The following is a 13,968-nucleotide window of genomic DNA, read 5'->3' as shown; positions in this document are numbered from 1 at the left end:
CTATGCTAAACATCACTAAAAATAGAATAGACACTCTTTTAGACATCAATAAATATAAATCGAGTGTAATTTTTAAAGAAGACAAGAGTTATTTAGTTATTAGAAAAATACTTTTCGCTTTTGCTATAATTGGACTTATTTTCCTTTTTTTGCCTTGGACACAAAATATTTCAGGAAATGGATTTGTAACTACTTTAAAACCTGATCAAAGACCTCAAACCATTCACTCAGCTATTGCTGGGCGAATAGAAAAATGGTATGTTCAAGAAGGAGATTTTGTAAAAAAAGGCGATACCATTTTATTTATTTCTGAAATAAAAGAGGATTATTTAGATCCTAATTTGGTCGAAAACACAGGAAATCAAGTTAGAGCAAAAGAAAATGCTGTAGAATCTTATGATCAAAAAGTAAAAGCGCTAGATATGCAAATGGGTGCAATTAGTAATGAAAAAAACTTAAAACTAAACCAAGCCCAAAACAAATTAAAACAATCGTTCCTGAAAGTTAAGAGCGATAGTACAGATTTAGAAGCTATAAAAACACAGCTAAAAATTGCTGAAACACAATATAATCGTACGGTAGCTTTAAATAATGAAGGTTTAAAACCAATGACCGCTGTAGAAGAAAAACGCGTGAAATTGCAAGAAATGCAAGCCAAAATCATCACACAAGAAAACAAATATATTACAAGTCAAAACGAGGTTTTAAATGCTACAATGGAATTAAACAGAATTTCTGCAGAGTATGCTGAAAAAACTGCTAAAGCAAGTAGTGATAAACAAACCGCTTTAAGTTCAAAATTTGATACTGAAGCTCAAGTAAATAAATTAAGAAACCAATATACCAACTATCAAATTAGAAATGGTTTGTATTACATTACAGCTCCGCAAGATGGTTACGTAAATAGAGCTTTACAATCGGGAATTGGAGAAACTATTAAAGAAGGAACTTCAATTGTAAGTATAATGCCCGCTAACTTTGAAATTGCTGTTGAAACTTATGTAGATCCTATAGATTTTCCATTAATTCATAAAGGTGAAAAAATGCGTGTTTGGTTCGATGGCTGGCCAACAATTGTTTTTAGCGGATGGCCGGGAATGTCTTATGGAACATTTGGTGGAGTAATTGTTGCTAAGGAGAACTTTATTAGTGCAAACGGAAAATATCGTGTTTTAATTGCTCCAGATCCAGAGGATAAAAAGTGGCCCGAGCAATTAAGCATTGGTGCTGGAACACAAACTATGGCGTTACTACAAAATGTTCCTATTTGGTTTGAAATTTGGCGAACACTTAATGGGTTCCCTCCTAATTTCTATCAACCTACGAATACAAACGATTCAAAAAAGTAAGTCTATGAAATTTAAATTCTTAATTGCTTTCTTGTTTATTCAAGGTTTTAGTTGGAGCCAAGATATTTCAAATGAATTAACCTATGAAGAATTTATTGGTTATGTTAAAAAATTTCATCCTTTAGCTAAACAAGCTAATTTAAAAATTTCGGAAGGTCAAGCAAAATTGATGAAAGCCCGTGGTGCATTTGATCCAAAAATTGAAGCAAGCTATAATGAAAAACAATATGGCGACAAACAATATTATAGTTTTTTTAATGGTAGTTTTAAAATCCCAACTTGGTATGGAATAGAGATTAAAGCAGCTTTTGACAATAATGAAGGAATTTATATAAATCCCGAAAATACTTTACCAAATAGCGGTTTAACATCTGTTGGAATTACAGTTCCAATTGGACAAGGTTTATGGATTAATGAGCGAATGGCTGAGTTAAAACAAGCCAAATTATATCAAAATGTTGCTATTGCTGAACAAAGTATCATGCTTACTGAAGTGCTTTATCAAGCTTCAATTAGCTATATCAATTGGAAACAAAGTTTTGACGAAGTAAAATTGTATGAAGAATATCTTGAAAATGCTAAAGTGCGCTACAACGGTATTGTAAAATCTATTGAATTAGGTGACAAACCAGCCATCGACAGCGTTGAAGTTGGCATCACTTTAAACTCAAGAAAATTAAGTTTAGAAAAATCAAGATTAAAACTTACTAAAGCGCGCTATGAACTTTCGAATCACTTATGGACAGAAAACAATATTCCGCTCGAAATTGATGAAAGTTTATATCCCGAAAGTAATTTGGCTTTGGTATTACCAAACCAATTAAACTTAGAAAATTTGGAAAATGTTTCTATTGAACAACATCCAAAATTAAGTGCTTTACAAAGTAAATTAGATATTTTAAAAGTAGACCGACGTTTACAAGGAAACAAAATTTTACCCAAACTAGAAGCTAGTTACAATTATTTATCGGAACCAAGTGCATTTGATGATTATCGATTTGAAGATTATAAAATTGGTGTAAATTTTTCGGTTCCATTATTTTTAAGAAAAGAAAGAGCGCAATACAAATTAGCCAAATTACAGGTGCAAGATTCTGAATTTGGTTTTGCAACAGAAAAGGTTTCACTTAACAATAAAATTGAAGCTCAAAAAAAAGAAATCAATTCGTATAAAAAACAAATAGACATCAATAGAAATCTGGTTAATAATTACAACACCATGCTAGATGGTGAAGACAAACTATTTGTTGCTGGAGAAAGTTCAGTATTTTTAATTAATTCCAGAGAAAACTCATTAGTAAGTGCACAGCTGGCTACAATTTCTCTAGAGAACGCTTATTTATCAGCTTTTTTAAATTTATTTAAAACATTAGGAAAACCAGAATAAAAAAATCCCGTCTTAGTATAAAGACGGGATTTTTTAAATTGTATCTTAAAAACAATATTAATAACGGCTTCTGCTGTTATCTCTATCTCTATTAAAACCACCTCTATTTCCACCACCATTACGGTTGAAAGGTTTTCTTTCACCTTGTGGTTTTGGTTCAGATTTGTTTACAACAATTTTTCTACCATCGATAGTTCCACCGTTTAATTCATCAATTGCTTTTTGAGCTGCTTCATCACTTGGCATCTCAACAAATCCAAAACCTTTACTTTTACCAGTGAACTTATCAGTGATAATTTTTACTGAAGCTACTTCTCCATATTCTTCGAAGTATTCTCTCAAATCTGCTTCCTCTACGTTAAAAGGAAGACTTCCTACAAAAATATTCATTTAAAAAAATTTAATTTGGTTCAAAGGTAGTCTTTTAAATGCTATAAAAATTATTCATTCTATTTATTTTCAAATATTTACAATTTTATAACAAAATATCTATTTTATTAATTACCGTTTATCATTTCATAATAAGCCTTATCAATCCATTCTTGATGATTTGGATGGGCTATTTTTACTAATTCGGCAACTCTTTGTTTTAACGTTTTTCCATATAAATCAGCAATTCCATTTTCAGTAATGACATGATGTACGTGCGAACGAGTAGTTACAACTCCAGCTCCTTGCTTTAAGTAAGGAACAATTCTACTTTCTCCTTTTCTTGTAACAGAAGGCAATGCAATAATCGCTTTTCCACCATCACTTAAAGTTGCTCCACGAATAAAATCCATTTGTCCACCCACACCAGAATACATTCTACTACCAATAGAATCTGCACAAACTTGTCCGGTAACATCTACTTCAATAGCCGAATTGATTGCAACCATTTTTGGATTTTTACGAATTCTAGCCGTATCGTTAACCATTGAAGATTCTTTCATTTCAATGAACGGATTATCATTTACAAAATCATACAATCTTTTGGAACCAATAAGAAATGTTGCTAATGCTCTTCCTCTAAGTGTTCCTTTAAAATTACAATTTATAACATCGCTCTCGATTAAATCAATTACTCCATCAGAAAACATTTCGGTATGCAAACCTAAATCTTTATGGTTTTTTAATTTACTCAATGCTGCATTTGGTATAGAACCAATTCCCATTTGAAGTGTGCTTCTATCTTCAATTAAAGAAGCTACGTATTCACCTATTTTCTCTTCTTCTTTTGTAAATGGTTCTATTTCATGAGCATAAATCGGAATATTTACATCTACTAAATAATCAATTTCAGAAATGTGTAAAATTCCATCTCCAAAAGTTCTTGGCATTTGCGGATTTACTTGAGCAATTACAATTTTAGCATTTTCAATAGCTGCAACTGTTGCTTCAACTGAAACACCTAACGAACAATAACCGTGAATATCGGGTGGCGAAACATGAATAAATGCCACATCTAACGACAAAACATTTTTTCTAAATAATTGTGGCAATTCACTCAAAAAAACTGGTGTATAAGAACCATTTCCCGCTTTAAGTGTATGACGAACATTTGCTCCAATAAAGAAAGAATTTACATGAAAACTATCTCTTAACTCTGGATTTGCATAGGGCGCTTCACCTTCAGTATGTAAGTGACAAACTTCCACGTTCTTTAATTCAGCTGCTCTTTCAGCTAATGCCTTTGTTAAAATTGTGGGCGTTGCTGCCGCAGCTTGCACATATACCCTATCTCCACTTTTTACAACTTTGACAGCCTCGGCTGCCGATACATATTTTCCCATACCTTAGAAATTTTGCACAAATTTACCTCTCAATTTATACAAAAAACATGACTTTTCTCATTTAAAGTTCCAATAGCCCAGATTGAGCCTTTGTTGAAGCTCTTTTACAACGGTTCTCGATAAATTCGCTTTAGCGAACACTCGAACTGACGTTGTAAAAAGCGACTGGCGAAAGCTGGAAAAGCTTCTAACAATAGATATGAATTATTAACATTAAAAATTGTATTTTTGCAACTCAAATTTGAGTTATGATTGTAATAAAAACAAAAGAAGAAATTGAGTTAATGCGCGAAAGTGCTTTAATCGTTTCAAAAACTTTAGGTGTAATTGCAAAAGAAATAAAACCAGGAGTTACTTCATTATATTTAGATAAAATCGCAGAAGAATTTATTCGTGATCATGGAGCAGAACCAGCTTTTTTAGGAATGTATGGCTTTCCTAATTCTTTATGCATGAGTCCTAATACTCAAGTGGTTCATGGTATTCCAAACGATATTCCATTACAAGAAGGTGATATTATTTCGGTTGATTGTGGCGCACTTAAAAATGGTTTTTATGGCGATCATGCTTATACTTTTGAAGTTGGAGAAGTAGCACCAGAAACAAAAAAATTACTTCAAGTTACTAAAGAATCACTTTATGTAGGAATTCGCGAAACTAAAGTTGGCAATCGTGTTGAAGATATTGGCTATGCTATTCAACAGTATTGCGAAAGTTACGGTTATGGTGTTGTTCGTGAATTATGTGGTCATGGATTAGGAAGAAAAATGCACGAAGATCCAGAAGTTCCAAATTATGGAAAAAGAGGCCGTGGTAAAAAATTAGTAAACGGAATGGTAATTGCCATTGAACCTATGATTAATTTAGGGACTAAGAACATTCGCCAACATAAAGACGGTTGGACCATTACAACTGCAGACGGAAAACCAAGTGCTCATTTTGAACACGATGTAGCTATTGTTGATGGTAAACCTGAATTACTTTCTACTTTCGCTTATATTTATGAAGCATTAGGAATTACTTCAAATGAAGAAGATGGTTTAAGACAAGTGCCTTTAGTTTTATAATGAAGAAATTTTTTAAATTTGTTCTCAACACAATTCCACGACCAATCTTAATTCGTTTAAGCATTGTTGTTAGACCTATTTTAGCTTTTGCTTTAAAAGGAAATCGTTTCACCGATCCTATTGATGGCAAAAGTTTTAAAATGTTTTTGCCTTACGGCTATGGTAGCCAACGCAATAATGTTTTGTCGCCAAGTACACTTTCTTTAGAAAGACATCGTTTGTTGTGGTTGTATTTACAGAATGAAACTAATTTTTTCTCCTCGACAGATAAATTAAAAGTTTTACATTTTGCTCCAGAACAAGAGTTTTATAAACGATTTAAAAAGCAAGAAAATTTAGATTATTTAACTACCGATTTACTTTCGCCATTAGCTGATGTTAAGGCTGATATTTGCAATCTACCTTTTGAAGATAATTCGTTTGATATTATTTTCTGTAATCATGTTTTAGAACATATTCCAGATGATACAAAAGCGATGCAAGAATTATATCGTGTGATGAAACCAAACGGCTGGGGAATTTTTCAAATACCTCAAGATTTATCTCGTGAAACAACTTTTGCAGATGATTCTATTACAGATCCAAAAGAACGTGCTAAAATCTTCGGGCAATACGACCATGTGCGTGTTTACGGACGTGATTATTTTGACAAATTACGTAGTATTGGTTTCGAAGTTGACGAAGTTGATTACACCTCAAAACTATCACCTGAATTAGTAGAGAAATATTGTCTTGCAAAAGGAGAGATTATTCCTGTTGTTAGGAAATAAAACAAATGTCAATCTGAACTTGATTACTTCGTCAGTTCGCTAAAGCTCGTGTCAGATTCTTCAACATTTTTTAGAAGCTGGAATGAATTCAGCTTGACAAAATTAATTAATTAAGCGTTTAAAATTTTCAGTTTGTAGTTGTTGTAATTCATTATTTTCATCTACATACATTATCATTACATACAACTCTGGATGTTCTTTTAAAAAGGCTTTTCCTTCTTCTAAATTCATAACCATAAAAGCTGTTGCATAACCATCTGCCATAACACAAGTTGAAGCTAAAATAGTTGTACTTAATACAGAACCTTTTTGAGGTTTTCCCGTTTTAGGATTAATGGTATGTACAAATTTTTCGCCTGTAATACTATCGACAATTACTTTTCTATAATTACCAGATGTCGCCATTCCTAAATTCTCTAATTTGATACTTGCAATCAGTTTACGTTCTTCTTCAGGAGATTGTAAAGGATCATCAATACCTATTACCCAATTTTTATTTTGAATCGTATTTTTTCCAAGAGCAAATAATTCTCCACCAATTTCTACTATCCCATTTTGAATTCCTTTCGATTTTAAGAAATTTACCACTACATCAACCGAATAACCTTGAGCAATTGCATTGAAGTCAAAGTAAGTTTGAGTAAAATCTTTATGAATAGTTTTATTCTCATTGATTCGTACTTTTGAAAAACCAACATATTGCAACAAACTATCTATTTGCTTTTGAGAAAGATTTTTATGCTGATGGTTAGGCCCAAACCCGTATGCATTTACTAACACACCAATAGTTGGATCAAATAACCCATTTGTCTCTTCATAAATTTTTTGTGATGCTTTATAAGTATCCACAAACCAGTCATTAACTACAACTGTAGTATCACCATTATTTATTTTTGATATACTAGAAGAAGGTTTATAAGTGGATAATGAATTATCAAACTCTGTTAATAAAGAATCAATATCTTTTTTAGAAACCAATTCTTCTGTTGCAATATATTTAATAGAATAAGTACTTCCTTGTGCTTCTCCTTGAATGATAAAAAAATCTTCTTTTTTTTCTCTTTGACAAGCAACAACAAACAATACTACTAAAACCTTATAATAATTCTTTAAAGCCATCATAATTTATAATATAATCGGAAGTTTTGTAAACAGGAAGTTCAAAATTTTCTGCATTTGCAATACCTACACCAGCAAACAGAACTTTCGCTTTTTCTCTTTTGCGTGCTTTAAAAAAGTCTCCATGAAAATAACATCATATTCTTGAGGATTTTCAGGATATTGAACAGCTTGAATCATTACAAAATGTAAAGTATTCTTTTTATCTACACAAATAAATTGTGGATGCTTTTTTAATTGACTATTAATTGCAATAAACTCAAAACCTTTCGATTCTAAATCTTTACCTACATGGTTCATAGCTATTTGATGCAATTCTTGTAAACTTAGTTCTTCCATAATACAAAGTTAAACATTTGTAGAAGTAGTAATAAAAAAACCGATTCAAATTGAATCGGTTTTTTGGTTTTATTTTGAATTGGTTTATCCTCCAAAGTCGTCGAAACGAACATTTTCTTTTGGCACACCCCAATCGTCACACATTTTTACAACTGCGTTGTTCATCATTGGTGGTCCACAGAAATAGAATTCAATATCTTCAGGAGACTCGTGGTTTTTCAAGTGATTTTCAATTACCACATTGTGAATAAATCCTACAAATCCATCACCTTCTCCATTTGGACCATCTTTCACTTTCCAGTTGTCTTCTGGTAAAGGTTCAGATAATGCAATATGGAATTTGAAGTTAGGGAAGTCTTTTTCTAAAGCTCTAAAATGATCTACATAAAATAATTCACGTTTAGAACGCCCTCCGTACCAATAAGTTACTTTTCTTCCAGTTTTAACTGTGCGGAATAAGTGGTAAAGGTGCGAACGCATTGGCGCCATACCTGCTCCACCACCGATGTATAACATTTCTGCATCAGACTCGTTGATGAAGAATTCACCGTAAGGTCCAGAAACTGTTACAGGATCACCAGCTTTCCTTGAGAAAATATAAGATGATGCAATACCTGGATTAACTTTCATCCATCCGTTAATATTTCTATCCCATGGTGGAGTAGCAACACGAACGTTTAACATAATTTTACGACCTTCAGCTGGGTAAGAAGCCATTGAATAAGCTCGCTCAACTGTATCGTCATTTTTCATAACTAATGGCCACAAATTGAATTTATCCCACTCCATTTTGAATTTTTCAGGTTCACCTGGGTGTTCAACTGGATGTGCTGTAATATCAATATCAGAATATTTAATTTCACAAGCTGGAATTTCAATTTGGATATATCCACCTGGCTCATAGTGCATATCTTCAGGTAATTCTACAACGAACTCCTTAATAAATGATGCCACGTTGTAGTTCGAGAATACTTTAGCTTCGAATTTTTTAATTCCAAATACTTCCTCTGGAACTTCGATAGTCATATCTCCTTTTACCTTAACTTGACATCCTAAACGCCAACCTTCAGCAAGTTCTTTTCTATTAAAGTGTGGTGTTTCTGTTGGTAACGCCTCACCACCTCCTGAAAGAACTTTACATTTACATTGGATACAAGTTCCACCACCACCACAAGCAGAAGGCAAGAAAATTTTTGCTCCTCCTAATGTAGATAATAATGAACTTCCTGATCCAACTTCTATTTCTTCATCTCCATTAATTTTAATCTTAACAGGTCCTGATGGAACTAATTTTGCTTTTGCAAACAAAATAACAGCAACCAAAACCAATAATAAAACTAAAAACGAAATTACGGTTGTTGTAATTAATCCCGCAGTACTTACTTCTAATGCTATCATAATTAATTTTGTGCTATTTCAGTTGTTAATGAATCTTTTACTGTTTCAACTGCTGTAGAATCAATTACTGGTTCAGCAGGAATTTCTTCTTTTACTTCAACAGGAGCAACATTTTCAACTACTTCTTTTTTAGGAGCTTCATCTCCACCTGTTAACATACCACCGAATGACATAAATCCGATAGCCATTAATCCAGTTAAAATGAAAGTAATTCCTAATCCACGGAAAGCAGGTGGTACATTTGAATATCTGATTTTTTCGCGAATTGCAGCGATAGCTAAAATTGCTAAAAACCATCCAATACCTGAACCTACACCATAAACAGTAGCTTCAACAATATTTCCAAACTCTCTTTGTTGCATGAATAATGAACCACCTAAGATAGCACAGTTTACAGCAATTAACGGTAAGAAAATACCTAATGAGTTATATAAAGCAGGAGCAAATTTTTCAACAATCATTTCTACTAATTGTACCATTGTAGCAATAGTAGCAATAAATAAAATGAAAGTTAAGAAACTTAAATCGTACTCTGCATATTCTTCACCTAACCAAGCTAAAGCTCCCGGGCGAAGTAAATATTGATCTAATAAATAGTTTAATGGTACGGTTACGAACATAACAAAAATTACCGCAGCACCAAGTCCTACAGCTGTAGATACTTTTTTAGAAACCGCTAAGTAAGAACACATTCCTAAGAATGTAGCGAATACCATATTATCAATAAAAATTGACTTTAAAAATAATTGTAATAATTCCATTTCTTAGTGTGTTTCTTCGATTAAACTTTTATTTCTTGAACGTTGGAAACCAATGATTAATCCTAAAGTAATTAAGGCCATAGGCGCTAATAACATGAAACCATTGTTTTCGTATCCGATAGCATACAAACCTGTTTTTTCAACTGGATTTCCTAATACTTCAAATCCGAATAGTTTTCCAGAACCTAACAATTCGCGGAAAAAACCAACGATTACTAAAATTAATCCGTAACCAGCTGCATTACCAATACCATCTAAGAATGATTTCCAAGGTGTGTTACCTAAAGCGAATGCTTCAAAGCGTCCCATGATGATACAGTTCGTAATAATTAAACCAACGAATACTGATAATTTTTTAGCTAAATCGGGCACAAAAGCCTTCAAAGTTAAGTCAACAATAATTACTAAAGCTGCTACCACTACTAGTTGCGCAATAATACGTATAGCTCCAGGAATGATATTACGCATTAATGAAATTACTACGTTACCCATTGCCAATACGAACATTACTGATAACGCCATAATTACAGATGCTTTTAATTCTGCCGTAATTGCTAAAGCAGAACAAATACCTAATACCTGAACAGTAATAGGGTTATTGTCGAACAATGGATCTTTTACAAGTCCAACATTTTTTTTAGAGAACAATGGCTCTTTTTCTGTTTGTTTAGTATCTGCCATAGTTTATTTTTTTAAGGTTTCAAAATAAGGCAAGTATAAGCTAATTCCTTTTTTCAACATTGCACCAACACCATTACCTGTAATTGTTGCGCCAGAAATTGCATCTACTTGATTATCTGTTTTATCTTGATTATTTGGATCAGCGTTAGATTTTGATATCTCTACAGATTTATAATTACCGTTTGTATCATAAATCATTTCACCTTTGAAATCATCTTTAAAGAAGTTTTCAGTAATATTAGCACCTAAACCTGGAGTTTCTCCTTTGTGATCAAAGAATACACCGTTGATAGATTTTAAATCATCATTTAAGGCAACATAACCCCAAATAGCATCCCATAAACCATTACCTCTTACTGGAATAATGTAAATAGTTTTACCATCTTTCTCACTAACAAACATTGGTAAACGTTGCGTTTTACCAGCTTTTGCAGCGTCTTGTTCTTTTTTAACATCAATTAAATAAGCTTCGTCATTTTCAGTCGCTGTTGTTCCTTCAATAACAAATTGCTTTTTAATATAGGTTTGGAATAATTCTGTTGCGTTAGAACGATTAGCATCAACACCCATAGCACTTAAAATATCCATTTGTGTTTTTACTTTATCATTATTTTTACGCATTTCGCTTGTAGCATTTGCAAAGAATGCCAACAACGAACCTACTACAACTACTAATATTACAGCGAATACTAGAGTATATACGTTTGAATCTGTACGTTTTGTTGACATAAATTAAGCAGTTTTAAGTTTTAAACGTTTCATTCTTCTCTTCACGTTTGCTTGAACTACGTAATGATCGATAGTTGGAGCAAATACGTTCATTAATAAGATTGCCATCATTACTCCTTCTGGATAAGCTGGATTGAAAACTCTAATTAAAATTGAGAACAATCCAATTAAGAAACCGTAAACAATTTTACCAACATTAGTTTGAGAAGCCGTAACTGGATCTGTAGCCATGTACACAATACCAAAAGCAATACCACCAACTAATAAATGTTGGTACCAAGGGAAATGCATTAAGCTATAGAATTTAGTTCCTTCTAAAATTACTCCTGAATCTACTAATCCGTTAAAGATTAATCCCATTACAGCAGCACCTACAACAGCTGAAATCATAATACGAGCACTTCCAATTCCTGATAAGATTAACAATAATGCACCCACCAAGATTAATGCTGTAGAAGTTTCACCAACTGAACCTGGGATGAATCCCATGAACATATCGTAAGCCGAATGATGTAATTCTTTATTTTGAGCTAATTGACCTAAAATAGTTTCACCTGAAATAGCGTCAACACCATTAGCTTTCATTACTCCATCAACAGCTCCGTGAACCCAAACTTTATCTCCAGACATCCAAGCTGCCCAGTTGAAGAATAAGAATGCACGAATTGTTAACGCTGGATTAAGTACGTTCATACCTGTACCACCGAATAATTCTTTACCTATGATTACACCAAATGCAACTGCAACAGCTAACATCCATAAAGGTAAATCAATTGGCACAACAAGAGGAACTAACATACCAGTTACTAAGTATCCTTCTTCTACTTCGTGTTTTTTTACTGTAGCGAAAATAAATTCGATACCTAAACCAACACCATAAGAAACGATTAATAAAGGAAGAATTTTTTGTAAACCAACGATGAAATTATCTAAACTTAAGAAAGCTGTATTTTCAAAACCATTGATTTGTCCGTTCATTTGATAACCAGCATTGAACATACCAAAAAGTAATACTGGAACCATAGCCATAATAACCGTGTTCATTACACGCTTTAAATCGGCTGCATCTCTAACATGCGCACCTGAATGCGTAGTTATGTTAGGCATATAAAGAAAAGTATGCAAAGCATTGAACGATTGTTCAAACTTAGTACCTCTGTACTTTTCTTTTAAATTATGTAAATTTTGTTTTAAACTCATTTTTAGTGATATTAAATTTCTTTAGAGATTAACCTACTTCTTTAATCATTAAATCTAAACCTTGTCTCACTATTCTTTGATGATCTTGTTTAGAAACATCAACAAATTCAGTTAAAGCAAAATCTTCAGGAGCTACTTCATAAATCCCTAAAGCTTCCATTTGGTCTAGATCTTTAACTAAAATTGCTTTTAATAGCTGCATTGGATAAATATCTAAAGGACAAACTTTTTCATATTCACCAGTTAATACAAATCCTCTATGTTCTCCATTTGTATTTGTATTCAAATCATATTTCTTGTTTGGCGTTAAAAAAGAGAACATTCCTGCTCTGTAAACACTAAACTTGTTTGGACGTGGTAAATTCCAACCAAAGAAATCATAGTCATTTCCTTCAGGAATTGCAGTAACTTGGTGGTGATAAAAACCTAAGAAATCTTCGCTTGATTTTTTATCTCCTGTTAAAACATTTCCACTGATAACTCTATAGTTTCCATCTTTTAAATTTCCAGCAACAACATCACTCATTTGAGCACCTGAAATTACTTTTACATAAGATGGTTTTTCGAAACCTGTACCTGTTAAAGCTACTGTTTTTTCAAAATTAACTTTACCATTTAAGAATAATTCTCCAATAGTAACAACATCTTCTATTTGAACAACCCAAACACGCTCTCCTTTGTTTAATGGATCAATAGCCGCAATTTGTGTAGAAACTAATCCTACTGGATGTTTTCCTGCACCTTTATGAACAACTACTCCATCTACAGAAGGAAGAAAGCTTGATTTTGCATCAACAGTTACATGAACTTTTCCTGCAGTCAATTTTTTTAACGCCTCAAAACCAGCTTGTAAAGCTTCTTTTTTATCCGCTAAAACATAATTTAAATCACCTGCTAATGGAGCTGAGTTAATGCCGGATACAAAAATAGCTTTTGGAGTATCAGCCGAATTTGCAATTACGTCATAAGGACGTTGCTTGATGAATGGCCAACAACCAGAAGCTAACAATTGTTCTTTTACTTCTTTTTCTGATAAATCTTTTGGATTCTTTTTACTATGCTCTACTGCTACATCTTGAGAATCAGCAACAATTTTTATTGCTTGAATAACTCTTTTTTCTCCACGAACAATTTCTTGAATAGTTCCGCTTACAGGAGAAACAAATTTAACCGCTTCGTCACTTTTTGAATAAAAAATAACATCTCCGGCTTTAACTGTAGCACCTTCTTTAACCACCATTTTAGGTGTAATACCATGAAAATCGGAAGGCTTAATTGCATAGACTTTCGAGCGGGTTACTGTAGCTATTTCATGAGCTGCCTCACCCTTCAACTTAAGGTCTAAACCCTTTTTAATTCGAATGTCTTTTGACATGTTATTGAAGATATGGTTAGT

At 32.8% G+C, this 13,968-nt stretch carries 14 protein-coding genes; 4 read left to right on the top strand and 10 right to left on the bottom strand.

Features of this window, described 5'->3' with window-relative positions:
* The first annotated feature begins 2 nt into the window (after nucleotides 1–2).
* Nucleotides 3–1,349, top strand: a complete 1,347-nt coding sequence (locus GCU34_RS12590) for an HlyD family secretion protein (RefSeq protein ID WP_072781484.1) — start codon at nucleotides 3–5, stop codon at nucleotides 1,347–1,349.
* A gap of 4 nt (nucleotides 1,350–1,353) precedes the next feature.
* Complete coding sequence (locus tag GCU34_RS12585) at nucleotides 1,354–2,736, top strand: TolC family protein (protein WP_072781486.1); 1,383 nt, start codon at nucleotides 1,354–1,356, stop codon at nucleotides 2,734–2,736.
* Nucleotides 2,737–2,793: 57 nt separating this feature from the next.
* Here GCU34_RS12585 and GCU34_RS12580 read toward each other — a convergent pair whose 3' ends face one another.
* Together GCU34_RS12580 and GCU34_RS12575 are read right to left on the bottom strand one after the other, a co-directional pair.
* On the bottom strand, nucleotides 2,794–3,126 hold the full coding sequence (locus tag GCU34_RS12580; protein WP_072781488.1) for an RNA recognition motif domain-containing protein: 333 nt from the start codon (nucleotides 3,124–3,126) through the stop codon (nucleotides 2,794–2,796).
* A gap of 107 nt (nucleotides 3,127–3,233) precedes the next feature.
* Nucleotides 3,234–4,508 carry an acetyl-CoA hydrolase/transferase family protein gene (locus tag GCU34_RS12575; RefSeq protein ID WP_072781490.1) on the bottom strand — a complete coding sequence of 425 codons (1,275 nt, stop codon included), beginning with the start codon at nucleotides 4,506–4,508 and terminating at the stop codon, nucleotides 3,234–3,236.
* 248 nt (nucleotides 4,509–4,756) lie between these two features.
* Between GCU34_RS12575 and map the strand changes: the two genes are divergently transcribed.
* Together map and GCU34_RS12565 are read left to right on the top strand one after the other, a co-directional pair.
* On the top strand, nucleotides 4,757–5,575 hold the full coding sequence (gene map, locus GCU34_RS12570) for a type I methionyl aminopeptidase (protein WP_072781493.1): 819 nt from the start codon (nucleotides 4,757–4,759) through the stop codon (nucleotides 5,573–5,575).
* Nucleotides 5,575–6,345 carry a class I SAM-dependent methyltransferase gene (locus GCU34_RS12565; RefSeq protein WP_072781495.1) on the top strand — a complete coding sequence of 257 codons (771 nt, stop codon included), beginning with the start codon at nucleotides 5,575–5,577 and terminating at the stop codon, nucleotides 6,343–6,345. Before map ends, GCU34_RS12565 begins: the two co-directional genes overlap by 1 nt.
* A 102-nt stretch (nucleotides 6,346–6,447) precedes the next feature.
* Here GCU34_RS12565 and GCU34_RS12560 read toward each other — a convergent pair whose 3' ends face one another.
* The 8 genes from GCU34_RS12560 to GCU34_RS12525 form a co-directional block, all read right to left on the bottom strand.
* On the bottom strand, nucleotides 6,448–7,464 hold the full coding sequence (locus GCU34_RS12560; protein WP_072781497.1) for an FAD:protein FMN transferase: 1,017 nt from the start codon (nucleotides 7,462–7,464) through the stop codon (nucleotides 6,448–6,450).
* Nucleotides 7,465–7,530: 66 nt separating this feature from the next.
* A complete protein-coding gene (locus GCU34_RS12555; protein WP_317162513.1) occupies nucleotides 7,531–7,803 on the bottom strand; it encodes a Na(+)-translocating NADH-quinone reductase subunit F in 273 nt (90 codons plus the stop codon).
* An 84-nt stretch (nucleotides 7,804–7,887) separates the two neighbouring features.
* Nucleotides 7,888–9,201: an NADH:ubiquinone reductase (Na(+)-transporting) subunit F gene (gene nqrF, locus GCU34_RS12550; RefSeq protein ID WP_072781503.1), complete on the bottom strand. Its 1,314-nt coding sequence runs from the start codon at nucleotides 9,199–9,201 to the stop codon at nucleotides 7,888–7,890.
* A 2-nt stretch (nucleotides 9,202–9,203) separates the two neighbouring features.
* Nucleotides 9,204–9,962 carry an NADH:ubiquinone reductase (Na(+)-transporting) subunit E gene (gene nqrE / locus GCU34_RS12545; protein ID WP_072781506.1) on the bottom strand — a complete coding sequence of 253 codons (759 nt, stop codon included), beginning with the start codon at nucleotides 9,960–9,962 and terminating at the stop codon, nucleotides 9,204–9,206.
* A 3-nt stretch (nucleotides 9,963–9,965) separates the two neighbouring features.
* A complete protein-coding gene (locus GCU34_RS12540) occupies nucleotides 9,966–10,643 on the bottom strand; it encodes an NADH:ubiquinone reductase (Na(+)-transporting) subunit D (protein ID WP_072781509.1) in 678 nt (225 codons plus the stop codon).
* Nucleotides 10,644–10,646: 3 nt separating this feature from the next.
* A complete protein-coding gene (nqrC, locus tag GCU34_RS12535) occupies nucleotides 10,647–11,372 on the bottom strand; it encodes an NADH:ubiquinone reductase (Na(+)-transporting) subunit C (protein WP_072781512.1) in 726 nt (241 codons plus the stop codon).
* A 3-nt stretch (nucleotides 11,373–11,375) separates the two neighbouring features.
* Nucleotides 11,376–12,572, bottom strand: a complete 1,197-nt coding sequence (locus GCU34_RS12530) for an NADH:ubiquinone reductase (Na(+)-transporting) subunit B (protein WP_072781523.1) — start codon at nucleotides 12,570–12,572, stop codon at nucleotides 11,376–11,378.
* A 28-nt stretch (nucleotides 12,573–12,600) separates the two neighbouring features.
* A complete protein-coding gene (locus GCU34_RS12525; RefSeq protein ID WP_072781525.1) occupies nucleotides 12,601–13,947 on the bottom strand; it encodes a Na(+)-translocating NADH-quinone reductase subunit A in 1,347 nt (448 codons plus the stop codon).
* Nucleotides 13,948–13,968 lie beyond the last annotated feature (21 nt).

Source organism: Flavobacterium haoranii, from assembly GCF_009363055.1.
GTDB classification, from domain to species: domain Bacteria; phylum Bacteroidota; class Bacteroidia; order Flavobacteriales; family Flavobacteriaceae; genus Flavobacterium; species Flavobacterium haoranii.
This window is presented reverse-complemented; position numbering and strand designations above follow the sequence as displayed.